21 protein-coding genes are annotated in these 22925 nt (G+C 33.2%); 7 read left to right on the forward strand and 14 right to left on the reverse strand.

Annotated elements, in window-relative coordinates; translation table 11 throughout:
• Positions 1 to 30: 30 nt before the first annotated feature.
• The 3 genes from OEW74_RS05135 to OEW74_RS05145 form a co-directional block, all read right to left on the reverse strand.
• Positions 31 to 288 carry a hypothetical protein gene (locus OEW74_RS05135; protein ID WP_265427482.1) on the reverse strand — a complete coding sequence of 86 codons (258 nt, stop codon included), beginning with the start codon at positions 286 to 288 and terminating at the stop codon, positions 31 to 33.
• Between the two features lie 168 nt (positions 289 to 456).
• On the reverse strand, positions 457 to 846 hold the full coding sequence (locus OEW74_RS05140) for a hypothetical protein (RefSeq protein WP_265427483.1): 390 nt from the start codon (positions 844 to 846) through the stop codon (positions 457 to 459).
• 137 nt (positions 847 to 983) lie between these two features.
• Positions 984 to 2813 (reverse strand): T9SS type A sorting domain-containing protein, encoded by a 1830-nt coding sequence (locus OEW74_RS05145; protein WP_265427484.1) that lies wholly within the window; start codon positions 2811 to 2813, stop codon positions 984 to 986.
• Positions 2814 to 3009: 196 nt separating this feature from the next.
• Here OEW74_RS05145 and mfd point away from each other — a divergent pair, with 196 nt between their 5' ends.
• The 4 genes from mfd to pth all read left to right on the forward strand — a co-directional run bounded on the left by mfd (position 3010) and on the right by pth (position 9071).
• Positions 3010 to 6372 (forward strand): transcription-repair coupling factor, encoded by a 3363-nt coding sequence (mfd, locus tag OEW74_RS05150; RefSeq protein ID WP_265427485.1) that lies wholly within the window; start codon positions 3010 to 3012, stop codon positions 6370 to 6372.
• Between the two features lie 125 nt (positions 6373 to 6497).
• Positions 6498 to 7391 (forward strand): hypothetical protein, encoded by an 894-nt coding sequence (locus OEW74_RS05155; RefSeq protein ID WP_265427486.1) that lies wholly within the window; start codon positions 6498 to 6500, stop codon positions 7389 to 7391.
• Between the two features lie 100 nt (positions 7392 to 7491).
• On the forward strand, positions 7492 to 8418 hold the full coding sequence (locus tag OEW74_RS05160) for a hypothetical protein (RefSeq protein ID WP_265427487.1): 927 nt from the start codon (positions 7492 to 7494) through the stop codon (positions 8416 to 8418).
• 89 nt (positions 8419 to 8507) lie between these two features.
• Positions 8508 to 9071, forward strand: a complete 564-nt coding sequence (pth, locus tag OEW74_RS05165) for an aminoacyl-tRNA hydrolase (protein ID WP_265427488.1) — start codon at positions 8508 to 8510, stop codon at positions 9069 to 9071.
• A gap of 63 nt (positions 9072 to 9134) precedes the next feature.
• Here pth and OEW74_RS05170 read toward each other — a convergent pair whose 3' ends face one another.
• The 8 genes from OEW74_RS05170 to OEW74_RS05205 all read right to left on the reverse strand — a co-directional run bounded on the left by OEW74_RS05170 (position 9135) and on the right by OEW74_RS05205 (position 16551).
• Entirely contained in the window at positions 9135 to 9770 is a 636-nt protein-coding gene (locus OEW74_RS05170; RefSeq protein WP_265427489.1) for a carbonic anhydrase, read from the reverse strand.
• A 48-nt stretch (positions 9771 to 9818) separates the two neighbouring features.
• Positions 9819 to 11414 (reverse strand): SulP family inorganic anion transporter, encoded by a 1596-nt coding sequence (locus tag OEW74_RS05175; protein ID WP_265427490.1) that lies wholly within the window; start codon positions 11412 to 11414, stop codon positions 9819 to 9821.
• A 147-nt stretch (positions 11415 to 11561) separates the two neighbouring features.
• Positions 11562 to 11861: a hypothetical protein gene (locus OEW74_RS05180; RefSeq protein WP_265427491.1), complete on the reverse strand. Its 300-nt coding sequence runs from the start codon at positions 11859 to 11861 to the stop codon at positions 11562 to 11564.
• Between the two features lie 23 nt (positions 11862 to 11884).
• Positions 11885 to 12553, reverse strand: a complete 669-nt coding sequence (locus OEW74_RS05185; RefSeq protein ID WP_265427492.1) for a carbonic anhydrase — start codon at positions 12551 to 12553, stop codon at positions 11885 to 11887.
• Between the two features lie 156 nt (positions 12554 to 12709).
• A complete protein-coding gene (locus tag OEW74_RS05190) occupies positions 12710 to 13264 on the reverse strand; it encodes a serine acetyltransferase (RefSeq protein ID WP_265427493.1) in 555 nt (184 codons plus the stop codon).
• A 55-nt stretch (positions 13265 to 13319) separates the two neighbouring features.
• The gene (locus OEW74_RS05195) at positions 13320 to 14471 is read right to left on the reverse strand and encodes a glycosyltransferase (RefSeq protein ID WP_265427494.1); all 1152 of its coding nucleotides are present in this window, start codon (positions 14469 to 14471) and stop codon (positions 13320 to 13322) included.
• 32 nt (positions 14472 to 14503) lie between these two features.
• Entirely contained in the window at positions 14504 to 15400 is an 897-nt protein-coding gene (locus tag OEW74_RS05200) for a glycosyltransferase family A protein (RefSeq protein WP_265427495.1), read from the reverse strand.
• Complete coding sequence (locus OEW74_RS05205) at positions 15397 to 16551, reverse strand: glycosyltransferase (RefSeq protein WP_265427496.1); 1155 nt, start codon at positions 16549 to 16551, stop codon at positions 15397 to 15399. Before OEW74_RS05205 ends, OEW74_RS05200 begins: the two co-directional genes overlap by 4 nt.
• Positions 16552 to 16644: 93 nt before the next feature.
• Here OEW74_RS05205 and OEW74_RS05210 point away from each other — a divergent pair, with 93 nt between their 5' ends.
• Positions 16645 to 17421, forward strand: a complete 777-nt coding sequence (locus OEW74_RS05210) for a class I SAM-dependent methyltransferase (RefSeq protein ID WP_265427497.1) — start codon at positions 16645 to 16647, stop codon at positions 17419 to 17421.
• 34 nt (positions 17422 to 17455) lie between these two features.
• Here OEW74_RS05210 and OEW74_RS05215 read toward each other — a convergent pair whose 3' ends face one another.
• Together OEW74_RS05215 and OEW74_RS05220 are read right to left on the reverse strand one after the other, a co-directional pair.
• A complete protein-coding gene (locus OEW74_RS05215) occupies positions 17456 to 18262 on the reverse strand; it encodes a glycosyltransferase family 2 protein (RefSeq protein ID WP_265427498.1) in 807 nt (268 codons plus the stop codon).
• Between the two features lie 59 nt (positions 18263 to 18321).
• Complete coding sequence (locus OEW74_RS05220) at positions 18322 to 18885, reverse strand: acyltransferase (protein WP_265427499.1); 564 nt, start codon at positions 18883 to 18885, stop codon at positions 18322 to 18324.
• A gap of 69 nt (positions 18886 to 18954) precedes the next feature.
• On the opposite strand from OEW74_RS05220, the gene OEW74_RS05225 reads away from it, so the two are divergent.
• Positions 18955 to 19962, forward strand: coding sequence for a glycosyltransferase family 2 protein (locus OEW74_RS05225; RefSeq protein ID WP_265427500.1), 1008 nt, complete (start codon positions 18955 to 18957; stop codon positions 19960 to 19962).
• A 2-nt stretch (positions 19963 to 19964) separates the two neighbouring features.
• Here the strand turns inward: OEW74_RS05225 and OEW74_RS05230 are convergent, their stop codons facing one another.
• Positions 19965 to 20981 carry a glycosyltransferase family A protein gene (locus OEW74_RS05230; RefSeq protein WP_265427501.1) on the reverse strand — a complete coding sequence of 339 codons (1017 nt, stop codon included), beginning with the start codon at positions 20979 to 20981 and terminating at the stop codon, positions 19965 to 19967.
• Positions 20982 to 21099: 118 nt separating this feature from the next.
• Between OEW74_RS05230 and asnB the strand changes: the two genes are divergently transcribed.
• Complete coding sequence (asnB, locus tag OEW74_RS05235; RefSeq protein WP_265427502.1) at positions 21100 to 22923, forward strand: asparagine synthase (glutamine-hydrolyzing); 1824 nt, start codon at positions 21100 to 21102, stop codon at positions 22921 to 22923.
• Positions 22924 to 22925: the final 2 nt, after the last annotated feature.

Genomic DNA, 22925 nt, shown 5'->3' on the forward strand with positions numbered 1-22925 from the left:
TGATTATGAATGACAGCTATCTGCCTTTTTTTATTTGTTTACTTTATATCTTTTATCAGGAGTTCCGTCTTTTTTTAGTTTCTGATTTTCTTTGTATCGTTTATCGGGTGTACCGTCTTTTTTCAACTTTTGAGCTGGCTTTGCCATTTTGGCTTCAGTCGCTTTTACAGGTTGTACAGCTTTTGTAGTCGTTGTTTTTACAGCTGTTTTAGTTGCAGGAGCAACTTGTTGAGCGCTTGCAAATCCTAATCCTAAGATGATAGACATTGCAGTAAGAATTTTTTTCATTTGCTTGATTTTTAGTATAGTAAATTTATAAAAAAACTAAATAGAAAAATATTTTTATTGAATCTTAACTAAACTTTATTAATTATTAAATTGAAATTAATTCGAAAGAATAAAAAAGCCCGCCTCCAAATTTGGAAACGGGCAACATATGAATGAATAGTTATTGTCTTATCTCATACAGTTGGCTCTCCATGTTTTGCCATCTGCGGTATAAAGCATTTTAAGTTCGTTGTTATCAATTCTTACATAAACTAATGCGGTTGAATTTACCATTACTAAAGTATTGTCACCTTGTTTTTGAAATTCTAATCCGTTAAGGTCAGGAATTCCGTTAGAAAATCTAAAGTTATATTTAGTTCCGCTTGCGATTTTCGTTACGAAAACTTCGCCATTATCTGTCGCGATATCATTATCGTTATCTTTGTAACCAATGCTTCCTTTATAGGTTCCTGCGAAAAAATCATTGTCTGCCGGATCATCATCTTTACTACACGAGGAAATCGACATGAAGGTAAACAGAAGCATTAAAGCCCCCAGAATTTTGAATGCATTTTTCATAATATTTTATTTTTTGGTTTATGCTGTTTAATTTTCCAAAGATTATGCCGTGAGCAAAATGATTAAAAATTTTAACTTTTTTTAAACCTTATAAGGAAAATATTATGAAATAGGAGTTTTTCGCTTTTTTAAAGGATTTATTTCTTGACAGACATTTTGAAATTTCTAATTAAGTTACCTGATTTTGAAGTAATATTCACCATGTAATTTCCTGTAGTAAGCTTATTTTCAAGAGAAAAATGATGTTCGCCATTGGCTGTTTTGCCGATATCTTCTCTGTGTATCAACTTTCCGGAAAGATCAAAAATGATTATTCTATGTTCTTCTTTTTTAAATAGGTCTCCGCTTATTGTAAAATTACCGTTGTTCGGATTGTTGTATAGTTTTATTTCAGAAATCTTTGTTAGTTCTTGTGTGTCCAGATTTTTAACATCAAATTTTGCTAAGAAAGTCACATTTTTTTCAGCTACCGCAGACGGATTGGGATCTACATATTGAGGTTGCCAACTTCCCGGAGTTGAAAATCCTGTGGTAGAAGTGGTTTCACCATAAAGATAAAGAGAGTTATTGTTTATCGCAATATTAATAGGCTCATTCCCATTTTGGCTGGTTCCACCGTAGTAAGATGACCATTGTAAAATTCCGTCTGAATTGAATTTTGAAAAAAATCGGTTGGTTGATGTGTTTACATTTTGACCGGGATTTTGTTGATACACATTTGGAGTAGCAATATTGTTGCTGATTCTCCAAATAAGACCACAAATGTAAATATTGTCGCCCGAAACTGCGAGAGGTTGTTGAGATGACTGGGTAGTTTCTCTGCCGTTGCCTCCTACATAAGTACTCCAAAGTCTTTCACCGGAATGACTAAATTTTGTTAAGAAAAGATCAGATTCACCAGACATTTGTGGTTGATGACTTCCTGCTGTTCCATAATAATTAGGGCTGTTTGTAGTGCTGTTGTTGATGAAAGTTTCGTCTCCTAAAATATAAATACCAGTTTCGTTTACTTCAAATTTTCTGATAGAACTAAACCCTGTAGGATAACCATAGTAAGTTCCCCATTCTCTGGTGCCATTATTTGCGTTCATTTTTAAAAGCGCAAAATGAGATTTTGTAGTTTGAAAAGCATTCGGTGTTGTTAAGGGAATTTGATTTGATGAAGGTTCCTGACCAATGCCGATGTATAAAGCATTGTTATGATAATGAATAATTGAAGCGTAACCCGGATAATAAGTTCCCCATACTCTTTGTCCGTTTGCATCTAATTTTACTAAGAAACCATTTGGATAAGGACTTCCGTTGACTGTAATGTCTTGATAGTTTTCTTGAAAAACACCGGGTGTACCCACATCTTGTGCGCTGTATGTAGTTCCTGAAATGTAAACATTTCCTGAAGGATCGGTGATCACTCTCCCCAATGAAGGCATATAAGTTGACCAGATTAAATTATCGTTTGCGTCATATTTGGCTAAAAGATATTGAGAGTTTGTGGTCATCCAGGCTCCTGCGCTTACTGTAATTGGTGGTGTATTTGAATTGTGCTGATATTGAAAATATTTATTGTTTTGCTGATCAATAAACATCAATTCTTTAGTGTAACTTCCGGGAACACCGTAATGAAGCTGATTATATTCATACGAAAGCATATTTCCCGAACTGTTAAATTTTGAAGTGACATTTGTATAAGAATAGTTATTGCCAAGATAGAAATTTTGACCAACACCCATACTGAATTGCTGATAATACGATGTCCCGTAGCTTACGATAGGAACAATTAAACCTTTAGTATAAATATTATTTTGAGTATCAAAAAACAGTTGCTTGCCTTGAAATGTTGATGACCATGATCTTCCACCAACTGGTCCGAAATAGGTTCCCCAAGTTCTTTGGAATTCGAAATTACTTTGTGCGTTTCCTGAAAAATAGGCAAGGAGAAGCCCAATAAAGGATAGTTTTTTTAGCATATTATTAGTTTTTAAAATTTGATGGATGTAAATTTATAAAATAATAGTCATATCGATGGGAAATATTTTAAATAGCTGCTAAATTATTGTGTTTTATTCAAATTAAATGTTTTTCATTTTGTGTATCTTTGTTAGGCAAGATTAACGATTTCGGAAAACCCCGAAATCGATTTTGTCGTTTATACCTACATTATTTATGCAGTTAAAAAATATCAGCGAAAAATTTCTTCCCGATTTGCTTAAAAATGAATTTGGAAAAGAAATTTTCTCACAAATTGATACTCAGCCGCATCTTTCTGTAAGAGGAAGTGCAGGTTCTTCAGCTTCTGTTTTTGCAGCCGAGCTCTTCCTTACTCACAAAAAAACGGTTCTTTTTCTTTCAGATGACAAAGAGGAAGCATTATACATTAACAGTGAAATGGAAGATTTGCTGGGAAAAGAAAGTGTACTTTATTTTCCGGCAACGCACATGGAGCCTTATCAGGTTGAGAAAACTCAGAATGCCAATTTGGTATTGAGAACTGAGGTTTTAAATAAAATAAATTCAGAAAAATCTCCAAAAGTTATTGTGGCTTACGTGGGAGCTTTGTCTGAAAAAGTTTTGAAGAAAGAAGATTTTAAGGCGATTTCTCATAACATTAAAACTGGCGATCAGCTCGATTTTGATTTTGTGGATGAATTGCTGAATCATTATCAGTTCAATCAAACAGATTTTGTTTCTGAGCCGGGAGAATTTTCCGTTCGTGGCGGAATTGTCGATGTATTTTCTTACTCCAATGAAAAACCTTATCGTATTACTTTCTTCGGAAATGAAGTGGAGAATATTAAAACGTTTGACATCGAAACCCAACTTTCTGTTGATAAAGTAGACGGTTTTCAGTTGGTTTCAAATATGAATTTTTCGGTTTCGGGAACAAGAGTTTCTTTTCTTGAAATTTTGCCTAAAGAAAGTTTTGTTATTTCTAAAAATGGAATTGTTGGTCTTCAAAAACTTAGGACGTTTTACGAAAAATCTTTGGTAAAGTATGAAGATTTAAATAAAGATATTGCACACCGTACTCCACAGGAGCTTTTTATCTCTGATGAAGAGTTTTTATTTGATTATAAAAAATTTAAAACCGTTGATTTCAGCAGTGTTGGAATTGAAAGCATAAAATCTCAAGAAGTAAAGCTTAATCAAACTGCACAACCTTCGTTTCATAAGAATTTTCAGTTATTGATTGAAGATTTACAGGAGAAAAAAGAAGAGGGTTTTGATATCTGGATCTCTTTTTCTACTGAAAAACAAAAAGAAAGATTAGAATCCATTTTTGAAGAACTGGGTCATCAGTTGGCTTTTAAAAGCTTTAAATCTGAATTGCATGAAGGTTTTGTGGATCCCGATCACAAAATTCTGGTCTACACCGATCACCAAATTTTTGACCGTTATCAAAGATATAAAGCTAAAAATACATTCGCCAAATCTGAGCAGTTAACACTGAAAGATTTAATGTCGCTGAAAGTTGGAGATTTTATCGCCCATATCGATCACGGGATCGGAAAATTTATGGGATTGGTAAAAGTAAACAATGACGGGAAAATTCAGGAATGTTTTAAACTCACTTATAAAAATGGAGATTTATTATATGTAAGTATTCATTCACTTCATAAAATTTCAAAATACAACGGTCCGGATGGAAAAGAGATTGTTCTGAGCAAGCTTGGTTCCCCTGCATGGAAATCATTAAAACAAAAAACAAAAGCGAGAGTTAAGCAAATTGCTTTCGATTTGATTAAATTATATGCGGAAAGAAAAACCGCAAAAGGATTCCAGTATTCGCCAGATTCTTATCTTCAAAATGAGTTGGAGGCAAGTTTTGCTTATGAAGACACGCCAGATCAGGAAAAAGCGACTCTTGATGTGAAAAAAGATATGGAAGATGAAGGAGTGATGGATCGTTTGATTTGTGGTGACGTTGGTTTCGGAAAAACAGAAGTTGCCATTCGTGCCGCTTTTAAAGCTGCTACAGACGGCAAACAAGTTGCGATTTTGGTTCCGACTACCATTCTGGCTTTTCAACATTACAGAAGTTTCAAGGAAAGGTTGAAAGATTTTCCGGTGACTATTTCTTACTTAAACCGTTTCAGAACAGCGAAACAAAAATCTGAAACTTTACAGGGATTAGAAGATGGGAAAGTGGACATCGTTATTGGGACGCACCAGTTGGCTGCCGATAAAGTGAAATTTAAAAATTTAGGTTTATTAATTATTGATGAAGAGCATAAATTTGGAGTTTCTGTAAAAGATAAACTGAAAACGATGAAAACCAATGTTGATACCTTAACATTGACTGCGACTCCGATTCCGAGAACTTTACAATTTTCTCTGATGGCTGCACGAGATCTTTCGGTGATCAAAACGCCACCGCCAAACAGACAACCAGTTGATACAAATATTATTGGATTTAGCGAAGAAGTTATTCGTGATGCGGTTTCTTATGAATTGCAACGTGACGGACAGGTTTATTTCATCAATAACAGAATCGAAAATCTGAAAGATATTGCAGGTTTGATTCAAAGATTGGTTCCCGATGCAAGAGTCATTACTGCACACGGACAAATGGAAGGGAAACAAATGGAACAGAATGTCCTGGATTTTATGGATGGAAAGTATGATGTTTTGGTAGCAACCACGATTATTGAAAGTGGAGTAGATGTTCCGAATGCGAATACGATTTTCATTAACGATGCGCAACGTTTTGGAATGGCAGATCTTCACCAAATGAGAGGAAGGGTTGGGCGAAGCAATAGAAAAGCATTTTGTTACCTGATTACGCCGCCATTTGATATGATGACTTCTGATGCAAGAAAAAGGCTGGAAGCGATTGAGCAGTTTTCAGATTTGGGAAGTGGTTTTCAGATTGCGATGAAAGATTTGGAAATTCGTGGTGCAGGAGATTTATTGGGTGGTGAACAAAGCGGATTTATCAATGAAATGGGATTCGAAACCTATCAAAAAATGATGCAGGAAGCGCTTGAAGAATTGAAAGATGATGAAAATTTTGAAAATCTTTTTGAAAATGAAGAAGACAGAAATAAACTTTTCAAATCGGTAAAAGAAGTAAATATTGATACCGATTTGGAACTGATGCTTCCGGATTTTTATGTTTCCAGTACCGAAGAAAGATTGCTGCTTTATCAAAAATTAGCCGAAATAGATAACGAAAAAGATCTGCAGAAATTTGAAGCTGAACTGAAAGACCGTTTTGGAAATCTGCCAAGTGAAGCTGTTAACTTACTGAAAAGTGTTGCTCTGAAATGGTTGGCTGCCGAAATTGGGTTCGAAAAAATTGTAATGAAAAACGGAATTTTCTTAGGATATTTTCCAAGTAACCCGCAAGATAAGTTTTATCAGACCGATAAATTCAGGCATATTATATCTTACTTAACGCAAAACCCTGCGCAAGCTCAATTGAAAGAGAAGGCTGGCAAAGATGGAAATAATCTGATGATGCGAAAAGATAAGGTGAAAAATGTAGATGAGGTAAATGTTTTGCTGAAATCGATTTTAGGAATTTAATTAGCTATTTCCTTAATTTATAAAAGATCTAAAAGTTGTTTTAGGTCTTTTTTTATTAAATTTTTAAAATAAATCTTTTGTTGTTGAAAATAATTTCTATTTTTGAGATTAATAATAAACAAATCATGATTAAAAATTTATTCAAAGGCTTATCGGTCTTACTTCTTGGCTTCATGTTTTCATGCGATAACACAACTGCAGATCCCATTAATAATACACTTAATAATCCCAATAATCCGGGAAGCAGTGGTGGAAGTACACCCACAATTACTGGACCTCGAATTTTGCATAAAGTTGTTGTCAATAATGTGACGAATCACGAATTTGTAACTACTGGAAATGTTCTTGATAAGGCAATTTTTAAAGAAGATAGCGCCCCTAATTCTTTCTTAGTCGCAACAACGACATACACTTTAGGAAAGATTACAAGAGTGAAGTTTACGCAGGAAGTTAACGGAGCTGTTCCTACGAATGGTTTGTCGTACGATTATAATATTACTTATGATTCAGGTGGGAAAATTAATTATACAACTTGTAATACAATGTTGGGAACTACGCCACATTTTAACATGGAATATACTTATACTTATGATACTTCCGGGAAAATGACAAAGATTGCGGAAAAGAAAAAAATGGGCTCTACTTACACTCATTTTATTAACTATAACCTTACCAATACAGGAGACAATATTACAAAGCTTGTAACAGAAAACGGAATAACAAGTGATACAGGTGTTCCTGATATGTCTACAGTGATAACCTACACATATAATTTCTCTTCTTATGACACAAAAATAAATCCTTATACGACGTTACCTAAAACATTTTTTGTGATGTGGAGCTTACTACATCCTACTAATTTTTCAACATTATCGGCTAATAACCTTATAGACTTTAGTCTTGCATTTCCATCTCCGGCTCCGGTAATTTCTGGAACATATTCCTATTTATATGATACACAGAATTATCCGGTTTCAGCTCAGTCTCAGACTCAGAAGTATATTTATAAGGCTTTATAATGAGTTTTCTATTATTAGTTTTGCTAGAATATTAATTAAAAGATGATTTTTATACAAAAAAAAATTATATTTGTGGAAAAATAAATAATCCCATTACATAATGAAAAGACTTTTCTATTTTATTTTGCTAATAGCAGGTTTTTCTTCAATACATTCTTGTAAAGATTTGACTGACGAAGAAGGGAATCCACTTTTGGATTTGAATGACAATACTGGTTTGAATGGTCCAAGAGCTTTATCAAGAGAGGTAACAGATTTTGGCTTAATTGCACAGTATCAGTATAATGGTTTGCTTCTTTCTAGCGTTATTACAGAAAAAGCTTCTTTAACGAATGTAGAATGGAGTGGTGATAAAATCAGTAAAATAACATTTAATGGTTTTTTAGATTTAGATAGTGACGGTACAATAGATACAGACAGTGTTTCTTATACTCAGCAATATACTTACGGTAATTTAGGTAAATTAACATTGATCTCTGAAAACAGAACAATATTTAGAAGAGCTGCTCCTGTGCCTCCTTCTACAACTCCGGGTCCTTATGCTGTTTTTGCAAAAACAAAATCGATGTATAATCTAACGTATAGCTCTACAACATCAAAATTAGCTTCTATTGTGATGAAAAAAGGTGATGATGTTACTCCATTTGTTTACACAGATTATACCAAAGCTACTTACAGTTATTTAGGAGATAACGTTTCTTCAGTAACTAAAGAAGTAGGTAAATTAACGGGGACTGTTTTTGAACCTGCTGTACAAAACTATAAATTTGATTTTAGCAGCTACGATTCTTATATCAGCGGATATACTTTGTTGCCATTCGAATATAAAGTTTCTGTGCTTATTTCTACAAATATTAATGACGACAGAAGTTTAATATTGTCACCAAACAGTCCTAAAAGAGCTGCTGTGACAGATATGACGCAGCCGGTTCCTACACCGATTGTAGTTTCTACCAATTACAGATATGATCCACAGACTTATATGACTCAAGGATTTGGAATCAATTATTTCTACAAACCTTTGTAATTATTACAATATTTAAAAATATTTAAACTCAATCCTTTTTAGGGTTGAGTTTTTTATTTTAGAACCCTTAATTTTGCAAAAAATTTCTCATGAAATATTTAATTGCCGGTCTTGGAAATAAAGGCCCTGAATACGAAAATACACGTCACAATATAGGTTTTAAAGTTGCTGAAAAAATTGCAGAAACTTTAGAAGCATCATTCAATACCACTAATTTTGGTTGGATGGCTGAAGGAAAATATAAAGGAAGAAAAGTTTTGGTTCTAAAACCCGATACTTATATGAATCTTTCTGGAAATGCCGTAAAATATTGGATGCAGAAAGAAAATATTCCTTTAGAAAATGTAATGATTGTTACCGATGATCTGGCTTTGCCTTTTGGAACATTAAGAATGAAAATGAAAGGTTCTGATGCAGGACACAACGGACTTAAAAATATTCAGGAGGTTTTGCAGACTCAGAATTATGCAAGGCTACGTTTTGGTATTTCTGCCGAATTTTCTGAAGGAAAACAGGTTGATTATGTTTTGGGAACCTGGAATGAAGAAGAACGTGAAAAACTTCCTGAAAGAATAGAAAAATTTTCAAAAGCCTGTCTGTCTTTTGTTTTTGCAGGAATCAATAATACGATGTCTGCTTTTAACGGAAAATAAAAAACAGATTCGGGCGGAAGCAAAGCTTCCGCCCGAATTATTAAATGAAAGATGAATGTTTTATTATAACCAAGTTACCGTTCCGGTTTCAACATCATAGTTAGCTCCAACTATTTTAATTTTGCCCTCCTCTTCAAGGTTTTTCAAAGTAGAACTTTGTTTACGGATTTCTTCAATCGCATTTTTTACGTTATGCTGATTCAGTCTTTCCAAAAGATCTGCATTAGCAGAAGAACGCTCTTCACCATCCTTGATGATTGTTTTAATGATAGGATCGAAATGACCAATTAAATGATTCAGGTTATCCATTCCCATTCCTTCGATTTTAGCAGCATCTAGTCCGCCTTTAAGAGCTCCACATTTTGTGTGTCCTAAAACAACAACCAGCTTAGAGCCTGCTACATTACAGCCAAATTCCATAGATCCAAGAATATCCTGATTTACAAAATTTCCTGCTATTCTGATACTGAAAACATCTCCTAATCCTTGATCAAAGATTAATTCTGCAGAAGTACGACTGTCGATACAGCTCAAAACTACTGCGAAAGGCCACTGTCCTTCACGCGTAGCATTCACTTGCTCCAAAAGATCTCTGTTTGCCTTTAGGTTATTTACAAATCTTTGGTTTCCTTCCTTTAAAAAGTTTAATGCTTTTTCAGGAGTAATGGTAGACTGGGTTTCTGATGTATGTGCTTTCATATAATTTGTTTATTTTTTGAATTATTAAAGTTAAATATTTTTTTGAGCTTACATTGCTCTTTTATGGGTAATGACGATGTGAGAGTCTTCATCGGTCTCGTAGTCTTTGTACGAAGTTTTGAAGCCTAATAGTTCCACATTAATGTCTTCTTCTTTCGCTCTGATGTTAGAGAAATCCTGAATCATTTCAAGTACATCTGTTGCGATATATGATGTTCCTCTCGCATCAATCGTTACCGTAGAATTTGATTTTATGTTTTTTAATGTCTTTTTAATAGCAGCTTTATTCAGGAAAGATACTTCTTCTGCCAATTTTATCTTAATACCGTCCGCATCGCTAAGTTTTTCTCGGCTCAAATAATAAGCACGCTTCATGTTTCCTTGCAAAATATAGAAAACAGAGATTGCCAAACCAATTCCTACACCTTTCAGCAAATCTGTAGCTACAATAGCTATTACAGTCGCTACAAATGGTATAAACTGGAATTTTCCTAAATGCCAGAAATGTTTGAATGTAGCTGGTTTTGCCAATTTATATCCTACCAAAAGTAAAACTGCAGCAAGAGTTGATAAAGGAATCAAATTTAAAATAAAAGGAATAGATAATACACAAACCAGTAGTAAAACTCCGTGAATCATCGCAGATACTTTAGAAGTTGCTCCTGCATTTGCATTTGCCGAACTTCTTACCACTACAGATGTCATTGGCAATCCGCCAATAAATGAACTTATAAGATTACCAATTCCCTGAGCTTTTAATTCTAAATTGGTATCGGTAATTCTTCTCTGAACATCTAATCGGTCTGAAGCCTCAATACAAAGTAGCGTTTCAATAGATGCTACAATAGCAATTGTTGCTCCTACAATCCAAACCTTAGGATTTGTGAAACCATTGAAATCTGGAAGTATGATCAGGTTTTTAAAATCATCAAGACTTTGAGGAACTGGTAAAGAAACCAAATGCTCTGTACCAATTGCTAAAGAGCTTCCTGATAATTTAAATAGTTCATTTAATAAAATTCCTACCACAACAGCAACTAGTGCACCGGGTAACATTTTCATTCTTTTTAAAACAGGAATCTTATCCCATGCTAAAAGTAATCCTACAGAAACCAATGTAACAATAACCGCTCCCGGATGTATTGCACCCATTAATTCTGTGAAATAATTGAAGTTGATTCCGTTAGAAAATAAAGTTTCATTTCCTTCATAATCTTTATCGAATCCTAAAGCATGCGGAATTTGTTTGATAATGATAATAATTCCAATAGCAGCAAGCATTCCCTCAATCACATTATTTGGAAAATAATTGGAAATACTACCTGCTCTGATGAAGCCTAAAACCAACTGTATCAATCCGGCGATAATTCCGGCACAAAGGAATAGTTCGAAAGCTCCAAGATCTGTAATTGCAGTTAAAACAATTGCAGTAAGACCTGCAGCTGGTCCTGAAACCGAAATATTCGAATTACTGATTGCTCCAACGACTAAACCTCCTACAATACCAGCAATAATACCAGATAATGGTGGTGCACCAGATGCTAAAGCAATCCCTAAACATAAAGGGAGAGCTACTAAAAATACAACGAGGCCTGAAGGGAAATTCTCCTTAATTCCTCCAAATAATGAATTTGATTTTTTCATGACAGCGAAAAATACTTAGTGTAACCGATTCATCTTAATTAAATAAAATATTTAACCAAAATCATCGGCGATAAAATTGAAATTAATTTAAAAAGAGGCATTTATTCAACATCAAATCTGATATGAATATTTGCGAATGTATTTCAACTAAGCTTCCGGAGGTGGAGAAAATATGGTAAGAAATGGTGATAGATGAAAGGAATCATCAACCAGCACAAAAGATTTGCGCTCGAGATCAGGCTCGAAAAACTTTAGAAAATCATGTACGTTTAAAGTCTTTGGTAAAGTCTTTTCGTACACCGTAAATGATGAATAATGCGAGTGTGTTTCTTCTTCGTTTAAAATTACATTGGTTCTCTGTATTTTCCAGCCACAAATCGCAGCGATGCTCGGCAAGGCTGTGAAGTTTAGGATAAACAGTAATGTAATAATACTCCAGAATTTCATTCACTCAATTTTTTAAAGAAAGATTATTTCGTCTTTCTGCTCATAACCCAATCTGAGCCTGTAAGATTATAAATCTTCTGAATGTCTTTTAAGGTTTTCTCAAAATCAATTTCAAGATCAATAATTTTACCTGTTCTTAGGTCAAAAACCCAGCCGTGAACAATAGGATATTCTTCTAAAATATACCTTTTCTGCACACAGGCCATTTTAATTACGTTTATACATTGCTCTTGAACGTTCAGTTCTACAAGCCTGTCATAACGTTTACTCTCATCTTCGATAGAATCTAGCTCTGCTTGATGCAATCTGTAAACATCACGAATATTTCTCAGCCAAGGATTTAAAAGTCCCAAATCTTGAGGAGTCATCGCTGCTTTTACACCTCCGCAATTGTAATGTCCGCAAATGATAATGTGTTTTACCTTCAAGTGCTCTACGGCGTACTGTATAACAGCGGTGGAGCTCATGTCTAATGTATTTACAACATTTGCAATATTTCTGTGGACAAAAACTTCTCCCGGTTTTGCTCCCATAAGTTCTTCTGCCGTTGCTCTGCTATCTGAACATCCTATGTAAAGGTATTCAGGATTCTGAGTTTTTGCAAGATCCTCAAAGAAGTTGGGATTGTCTGCTACTTTAGATTCTACCCATTTTCTGTTGTTCTCAAAAATAACTTCGTACGAATTCTTCATTAATTAAATTTTAAAAAGTATAATTATTTATTTCGTTTAAATTATTTTCAAATTCAATAGACTGAATCAATAATTATGCAAAAATATTAATTTTGTAGAATTATCTATCATTTTTAACAAAGTTTAATACACTTAAAAATATGATAAAATTCAGGTTTAAATCCTGTTATTAATATATCCTTCCGTTGCATTTTCGTTCGGATAAATCTTTGCAGGATTGCCCGAAACCACCGAATTGTCTGGAACATCAAAATTTACATAGGCATTCGGAGCTATCAAAACATTTTTACCAATATTTATTTTTCCAACAATCACAGCATTCGGACCGATCCAAACCTCATCGCCAATGACGGGACAACCTTCGTTTTTCCCTCTGTTTTGCTGTCCGATGGTTACACCTTGAGCAATATTGCAGTTTTTTCCTATTATCGTTTTTGGGTTAATCACCAAGCTTCCCCAATGTCCGAGATAAAAACCTTCCCCAATCTGAGTTTCAGGGTAAATCTGAAAACCATATTTAATTTGGAAATGTCTTAAAACAATTCTCCAATAAAGTCCTAAAACAGGGGTCTTACTATACTTTTGAGTTTTCCGTAGAACATAAATAAAATGCAAATTTGGATTAACGCATTTTGCCAAAATTTTGAAACTAGAAAGCCATTTTCCGCTTTCCCGGTAGAAATCTTTCTGTATAGTAGAGTAGTCTGCCATATAACAAATTTAAAAAATCTAAATGGTCTTAAAGCTAAAATCAATAAAAATTAATCTACATTTCGTCAAGAATAGAAATGATTTTCTGCACAGAGTTCTCAAGATTAAAAGGCATTTCGTAATTTTTTAGCCTATCGGTATATTTTTCAAAATACTCAGAATTCGACAGCGCTTTCTTCATTCCTGAATAAATTCCTTCTTCAGAATTTTCAACAATTAAGCCCAATTCTCCGTTATTCAACATTTCTTTAACGCCGGAAACTTCTGTTGCAATAATTTTCTTTTTTAAAGTAATCGCCTCAAACAAAACGGTTGGGAAACCTTCATATCTTGAGCTTAAAATATAAAAATCTGCATTTTTGAAATATGGATACGGATTGTCTGTAAAACCTAACATTGTTGCAGTTTCATCAAGATTGAGTTCGGTTTTTAGTTTTTTGATATTCTCAAAATCATATCCGTCGCCGACAATCAGAATTTTGTGTTTAAAACCTTCGTCTAAAAGTTTTTTATGCACTCTCAAAAGCCTGTCAAACCCTTTTTGCGGAAATACGGTTCCTACAGAAATAAAGGTTGGAACTTTCTGATCAAACTCATAATCATTGACGACTTGTTCTGCTTTAGACAAAATTTCTTCTGTGTCTAAAGGATTGTAGATTTTAACGATTTTCTGTTTCTGAGTTTCATTTTCGGCTAATTCAAGAAAAAGTGTTTCTATTTTCTCTGAAATCACCATGATTTTATCAAAACCGAAGAATTTTTTTATTTCTGTTTCGGTGTATTCTTTCACTTGGGAAAGATCATTATGAATCCAGACTATTTTTTTTGAAGATTGAAGCGGAGAATTAAGAATTTCATCCCGCATTCCGTGAATCGCTGCAAACTCGATATCGTATTTTTTTCCTTTTAATTTTCCGTTATAAAGAAGAGTAGGGAATTTTTTCAATGCGTTCTGATAAATGACTCTGGTCGCCTTTTTCGGAATATCCTGAATTCTGTTGGTGGTGATCATTTCACCTTTGTTCAGATAAATGATATTAATCCAGTCGGGAACTTCGTTTACATATTTCCCGGAATATAAATTTAAAAGCAAATCGATCTCATAATGATTCTGCGGAAGATTTTTCAGAAAAGTAACCAAGACTTTTTCTGCACCACCATGACGAAGTGAACCAATACGAATGAGGATTTTCTTTTTTTGAGGCATTTATTTTAATGTATATTCTTTTGATTTTTAGATTAAATTAATTTTGAAAAAGGGTAGAGCAGTGCTGTAATTATTTTAACGGGTAAAGAATTCAGCTCAGATATTGTTTTTCCAAAATTTCTCTTATCCAGTGCTGCAAATTTCAAATAACCGCCCAAATTTCTAAAAATGGTAACAGGATTGCTCCAAATTTTTGAGCTGTAAGTATTCAGAAATGCTTTGTAATTTTCTGCAAGCCCAAATGCATTTTTTTTATCATAGAACTGATTGGCGAGCGATTGCTCATCATCTTTATCCCGGAAATAAATTCTCGTTACTTCATTAATGCAGTAATGAAACCCTAGTTTATCAAACTGAAACTGGAAAACTCCTTCAGGAATAAAGCCTTTTCCTGAAAGATTTTCAAAATTCAGCTTCATTTTTTTATAAATATCCGTTTTTCCCATTCCCCATTTATCACCTTTGATTTTATATTTGTATCGCATATCAAAAATGGTACAGATTAATGGTGATTCAGGGAAGTGATCTCCTACAATATTTCCAAACTGATCTTCACAAAGTGTCGATACAAAAACAATATTTTGACTGTCGTTGATGCTTTCCCAAGTGTTGACAAGAATTTCCATAGAATCTTTTGGCAGTGCATCATCAGAATCTAAAGGTGAAAAATATTTGCCTTCTGCAAGATCAATTCCTCGGAAAAAAGTTAAAAATTTATGCTGGTTTTCCTGATGATAATACCGAATTTGAAAGTCAGATACTTTTTGAAATTCTTCAACGAGTTCTTTCGTTTTATCGGTGGAACCATCATCGATGACGAGCCATTCAAAATCTTTAAAAGTCTGATTTTGTAAAGATTCGAAAACCCGAGGCAAAGTATGTGCTCGGTTATAAGTGGGCGTAAGAATGGTAACTAATGGTTTTTTCATTCTTTCAGTTGATATTGTTTTTGAAAAACAGAAGTTACCTGATCGTAAATTTTTTCATTATCAAATTTCTCTACAGATTGTATCAGGTTTTTCTTAAATTTTTCTGTAATATCTTTATTTGTAAGGAATAACTTCATTCCTTCATAAATAGAGTTTTCGTCTGGTTCTACAAGATAACCGTCAAAATCGTGTTCGATCATTTCGGGAATTCCGCCTACGTTTGTACTTACAATTGGAATATTTAATCCCATTACTTCACCTATCGTTAAAGGATAAGATTCGGATTCTGAAGGTAAAACAAAATAATCCGAATTTTTGATATAAGGATATGGATTGATCTGGCTGTCAAGAAGAAGAAAGGTTTTTTCTACTTTTAATTCTTTTGCCTGTTTTTGTAAATTTTCCATTTCTGAACCGCCTCCGATTACTGCGATAGAATGAAGAAATCCTTCGTCTAAAAGTCTTTTGTGTACTTTCATCAAAGTATGGTAGTTTTTGCGGCTGTGCAATCTTCCCATCGACGAAAATACAGGAGTCGTGTCGTAATCAACAGGAAATTCTAATGCTTTTATCTTTACTTCATCAATCTTTATAGAATTATAAATGACAGAGCTTTTAGGATATTCAATCTGATATAAATCTTTAATAACGTCTCTGGTTTGTTTAGAACCAAAAATCACCCAATCAAATTTCTTGAGTGCATTGATTCTGCTTAAAACTCTTTTTTCGTCGAGATCATAACTTACATCAGTATGAAACCATGCTATTTTTCTTGATTGTAAAGGACTTGACAGAATATTCTCAAATTCAGCGTAAGTGGGTGCAATTTCGAGATCAAAATCTTTTTTAATGATTTTACGGTATAATATTTTCGGATTATTACGGTAAAAAGCGAGAATTATACTTCTTTTAACAAGCTGTAAGGTTCTTATAAATTTATTGCTGCTCATATCTTCTCTCCCTTTTTGCAGAGTGATAAGATCGATGTCTTCAGGAATACTTTTTCTAAGTTCTCCCTGGTCAATTGTCAGAAAAAAAGTAATGTCAAACAGCTCTCTTGGAAGGTTTTCCAACAGATCAAGAAGAACCCTTTCAACTCCTCCCATTTCCATGGAGCGATGACGGAACAAAACCTTTATTTTTTGAGGCATTTGTGTATTTTAAAAAAAATTAATCCTTAAAGAAACAAATATAAGACTGTTTGAGCAATTCTTTTGTATTTTTACCTCTCAAAACATAACTGTATGAGTAAAGTTTCAGAAATTGCAACCACATTTGTCGCCTATCTAAAGCGTCCCGATCTATATCCTGAATTAAGACGTAAGATATGGAAAAATATATTCAACCGTTCATCTGGCTTACGAGGTAAAGAGGAAGCCGAAAAATGGTGTAAAAACATCTCTATATCAGAGAAAGATTTTATAGAAAATATTTTAAAGATGAATTTTGTTCCTTTTGAAAAAAAATTCCCTCAAGAATATGAAAATGCACTGCAAGCGCAAGAAAAAGCACCTGTGAAAATGGGTGGAGCAGGGTCTTTAAGTGTTATTTATTACATCAACGAATTTGCAAATGCAAAAAGTTCTATTGAAACAGGAGTAGCCTATGGCTGGTCTTCTTTTGCTGCTTTAGCGTCTTTGGTTTCCAGAAACGGAACGCTTTACAGTTCAGATATGCCTTATATTTTGCAAAACCAGAGTGAAGATTTTGTAGGATGTGTAATTCCTGAAAAATACAAAAGCAACTGGGATCTTTACAGATTTGCAGATAAAGAATCTCTTCCGAAAATTTTTGAAAAAGAAAACACTTTCGATGTGGTGCATTACGACAGTGATAAAACCTATGACGGAAGAATGTGGGCTTATAAAATTTTATGGGACAGATTGAGAAAAGGAGGCGTTTTTATGAGCGATGATGTGGGAGATAATGCTGCATTTAAAGATTATTGCGAACAAAATAACCACAAACCACATATTATTGAATTTGACGGTAAGTTTGCAGGCGTTATTATAAAAGAATAAAGAAAAACCACAGAATTGTCTGTGGTTTTTTAGTTTACAAAAACTTTCTGAGGATTTTTGTGATAATATTATTCTGCTTTATTTTCAAAAACTCTGGAAGATTTTGTATTTCGTTGATTTTTTTGCCATAGAGAGATTCTATGTTTCTTCGCTTTGCGGTATCAAGAATTACTTGGTGCCAATTATTATTAAGTTTTTCTTTTTTTGAAGACTCCTGCGAAACTCCTTTTTCGTGTAAACGGTAATAATAAAGCGGAGTATTAATGAAATGAAATTTACCTACTTCATAAAGCTTAAGATATAAATCCTGATCAACAGCTGAAGTAAGTTCTGGGTTAATTCCAACCGTTTTATTATATGCTTCTTTTTTAAATGTAAAAAAATGATTGGCTTCTAAGAAAACATTAAAAAATTCTTTCTTCCCGTTTTTCACAGCACGCGAATGTTGAAAAATACGTACAGGCTTTAATTCGCTGTCGCACAAGTGAAATTTAGAATAAGTAACAACATTATCTTTTGTATGATTTTCTATACTTATTTGTAAAGCATTTTCGGTAATTGCATCATCGGGATCTACAAATCCGCAGATTTCTCCGGATGCCATTTCTGCACATCTTCGTTTTGTGTATCCAACCCCTTTGTTTTCTTCGTTCCTTAAAATTTTTACCTTGGCATTGTCTTTAGTGAGCTCTACAATCTTTTGGTAAGAATCATCGGTTGAGCAATCATCTACGATTATAATTTCAAAATTCTGATGGGTTTGATTGATAATACTATTATAGCACTCTACGAAATAATTATAGTTGTTGTAATGCGCAATGAGAATCGAAAATTTTACCATAAAATCGGATTGAATGTAGTTTAAGACAATTAAACATTTCTATACTATTAAATTATAATTTATAGAGATATTATTTGCTGATCTTGCTTATTAATGATAATTGAATTTGCAGGTACATCTTTATGAATTACACATCCCGCTCCCAAAATAACATTGTCGCCAATAGTAACATCTTTTAGAATAGTAACGTTGGCTCCGGTCCAGACGTTATTTCCTAGTTTTACCTTTCCAATATTAAAATCTGATTTTGAAACAGAGAACGGTTGTTTTGAATATTGATGATTGTGGTCAAAAATTTTCATTCCTTCACCAAGAATACAGTTTTCTCCTATTTCAATTTCACCAAGACAAGAGATTGTAGCTCTCGTAATATAAGTTCCTTCACCTATGCTAAATTTAGCATTAGATTTTATGGTAATAAAGTTGTTTTGGTTGATAAACACATTTTTTCCAAACTGAAATTCAGAATCAGGAGAAATATCTAAAAAATTACCGGAACCCAACTTGAAGGAATGATGAACGGAACTTTTGCGAGTAAAAAAAAGATCACGATTTTTTGCATTAATGCAACTATTCGCAAAATTTTTCAATTTTATAAAACATAAACCTAAAACCTTTTTCATCTAAAATGTTTTATCCAAAAGTATTAAATATTCTTTTAATTTTGTAATAATTAACAGCAAAACAATTTGATGAGTACCAATCAGCCTTTAATCAGTATTAATATTCCTGTCTTTAAATGTGAGAAATATATTCTTCGATGTTTGGAATCTGTAAAAAATCAAACCTACAAAAATTTTGAAATTATTTTGGTAAATGACTGTACTCCTGATGAAAGTATGACTATTATCGAAAAATTTGTTCAAGAAAATCCCAATCTTCATGTTGAAATCTATGAACATGAAAAAAATTCAGGTCTTTCAGTTGTAAGAAATACAGGAATTAAACTTTCTAAAGGAGAATACATCTATTTTTTAGACAGCGATGATGAGATTACAGAAGATTGTATCAAATTGCTGGTTAAGAATGCTTTAAAAACAGATGCACAAATAACAATAGCGCAAAACCGATGGATTAATACGTTTGATAATTCGACGAAAGATTTCGGTTTCCCAACAACTGCAAGTAAAAAATATTACAGCGATAAGCTAGAAATTTTTTCTGTTTACAGCAATGGCGATTTTCCTTCGTCGTCATGGAATAAATTAATCAAAAGAGATTTTATCGTCGATAATGAAATTTATTTTGTACCGGGATTATTTGCTCAGGATGAGTTATGGTTTTTCCACCTTCTTTTAAAAACAGATACTTTAGCTGTTATTGACGACATTACTTACCTGTATTATTTACACGGAGAATCTGTGATTTTTAATAGAACGAAGAAAAATTTCGAGAACTTTTTAACCATTTTAGAGTACTTTACTCAAGCTTATCATAAAGAAATAAATGAAGCTTTAAAAAAACTGATCAAAAAGAAAATTATCCTGTTCAAAGAGATGGTGCTTATCATGCAATGGAAAGCTCTGAAAGATAAAGACTATCTGCAAACAAATATTTCAAGAATGCAGACTCTTGCGAGATTAAATATGTCAGATTATTTTAATTCAGATTTTTCTGTCAGTCTTAAAAAGAAAAACTTTTTTCAAAATATTCCGGCACGTTTTGCTGCGAAATTATTTATCTGGAGGTTTGAACGATAATTTTAGTTTTTAAATTTGTAAAACCAAAGCATTAAAGAAAAATTTGATAATAAAACTGAATTGTAAAGTTTACTGATTCCCTCAAATTGTGATTTTACGGTTTCTTTGTCAAGCTCAATATAAGATTCTAAAAGTCTTTTTTTCTGTGCTGATTTTTCTTCATCGCTCATTTTTTTGGCAAAATGATGGAAAATTTTAATAGCATTTACCAGGTTTTTATAAGCTACAAATTCAAAAATTGATTTTCTAGGTTCAAAAATTTCTTTTTCTTTAAAAATTCTTCGCAGTAGATAATCTGTTCTGGTAATATCAATTTTCTTCTGCGAAAGCAACTTGGCCGATGAATCAGGATGAATGTAATGAGTATAAACTGCATCACAATTTCCGACGAGTTTTGCTTCTTCAAGAATTAATCTTTCTACAATTTCATCTGCATTTAAAAGAGGCTCGGTAAAAGCAAATGAATGCGATTTAAAAACAAAAGATTTATAAAGTCCGCGAATGTGAATGTCATATCTACCGACGGTATCTTTTATCAATTGTTTACCCGAAAATTGCTTGTATTCAAATTCTTTATCTAAAGTATTTTCAGAGTAGATGTTGTTGATGTTTTTTATGTTGCCGTCAGTGAATTTTGTAATGACAATGGGAGTTACAATATCCAATTCCGGGTGTTCCAAAAATGTATTGTAGCATTTTTCTATGGTATCTAAATCTATCAAATCATCATGATCAAATAAAAAAATAAATTCACCTTTAGCTTTTTCTTGTCCGTAAGCTTTAGAATATTGAGCGTACTTTTGATTTTCTTTCGAATAAATTTTTATCCTTGAGTCTTGTTTTGCAAAATATTCCAAATCCTCTAACGTAGAATCTGTAGAACCATCATTTACACAGATAAATTCAATGTTTGCATACGTCTGATTTAGAAGACAATTCATAGAAGTCTTAACGAAATCACCCAATTGTACAGAGTTGTAATAGGTGGTAATAACAGATATTAAAGGGAAGTTTTGCATATACTACAAATATCTGAAATAAAATTGTCTATCAAACAATAAATTCTTAATGTTATCGCACACAATATCAAACTGTTTTTCACAAAATAATCTTAGATTTGTATCTTAATATTGCTATATGTGCGGAATTGCGGGGATTGTAAAGAAGAATATTCTTGAAGAAAATTTCTACAAAGAGACCTTGAAAAATATGACCGATTCCATCATCCATCGTGGTCCGGATGATGAAGGTCACGAGTTTTTTCAAAATTGTTTTTTAGGTTTCAGAAGGTTGGCGATTGTAGATCTTTCTAAAGATGGGCATCAACCAATGTATTCCAATACCAAAAATGAATGTATTGTTTTTAATGGTGAAATTTATGGCTACCGCGAGCTGAAAAAAGATTTATCTCATTATCCTTTTCATAGCAATACCGATACAGAGGTGATCTTATCTCTATTTCAAAAATACGGTTCTGAGCTTCCTAAACATCTCAACGGAATGTTTGCAGTGGCAATCTGGGATGAAGAAAAACAGCAATTATTTTGTGCAAGAGACCGTTTCGGAGAAAAGCCTTTTTATTATGCAATCGGTAAAAATGGTGAATTTATTTTCGCTTCTGAAATCAAAGCGATATTAGCAACGGGTTTGATTGGCGCAGAGTTGAATGATGAAGCTGTTTATCATTTTTTGAGACATATGTACGTTGACAGTCAGCAAAGTATTTATAAAAACATTAAAGTTTTACCACCCGCTCATCAGTTGATTTTTAAAGATGGAAAAATTGATATTTCTCAATATTGGAATTTTCCTACAGAAGAATTGAATATTTCGGAAGAAGAAGCAATCTCTACATTTAAAGATTTAGTTGAAGATTCTGTAGAAAAACAATTAATTGCAGATGTCAAAGTGGGAGCTTTTTTGAGTGGAGGTTTAGACTCAGGAACATTGGTCGCCCTTTCTTCAAAAAAAACTCAAAATTTAACAACTTTGGGCTTCCAATACGAAGGTGATTGGGATGAAATGCCCGATGCCCGAAGTATTGCTGAAAAATATAAAACCGATCATAAAGAAGTAGCTCTTCAAGGTTCTGAAATTCCAAAGGTTTTGGTTGAGGTTCTGAAAAAAATGGATGAGCCGATTGCTGATACAGCCATTTTAGCGACTTATACTATTTGTAAAGAAGCAGCCAAAAACATGACTGTTGTTATCACAGGAAATGCGGGTGATGAATTGTTCGGAGGTTATAAATGGTATCAAAAAGAAAACGAAATCCTTGAAAAAGAAAGTGTAAACTCTGCATTTTTGCCTTTCTATAAAATAGGTTCTACAATGAGTAAGAAACTTGATTTAGAAAAATCGAGACAATATTTTTTAGATAAAATTTTCAGGTCTAAATTTCCGGATATTGTTTCTTACCAGAAAGGGAAGGTGCATAATAATTTTTCTCATGATGAAACTTTATTACTGCTTAAAACCAGCCAAAATTATGAACATCAGTATCCATTTAATTTAGATAAAAACAATCTGAATACCTGTATGAAGATGGATCTTACGAATATTATTCCCGGAGATTATCTGGTAAAAGATGATCGTATTGCGATGATGCATTCTATCGAATTGAGAACTCCGTTTTTAGATAAAAATCTGGTTGAATTCTGCTCGGCTCTTCCTGCAAAATATAAAGTAGACTCGTCTCAGACTAAAATTATCTTAAGAAAAGCTTACGGAAATTTACTTACCTCAAATATTCTGACCAAGAAAAAGCAAGGTTTTGGAGCTCCAATTGCGGATTGGTTGAAAATTCCGGAAATGGAAAGCCTGACTACAAAAATTTTAAAAAATCCTTCCTCGGAAGTCTTTAAAAAATTAGATTTTGATGTGGTTCAGAAGCAATTACAATATAATTATAAACATTGGTCTTTGCTTATATTAGGAATTTGGATGGAAGAGCATGCCTGAAA

The organism is Chryseobacterium sp. YIM B08800, from assembly GCF_026163565.1.
In the GTDB taxonomy this organism is placed as follows: Bacteria; Bacteroidota; Bacteroidia; order Flavobacteriales; family Weeksellaceae; genus Chryseobacterium.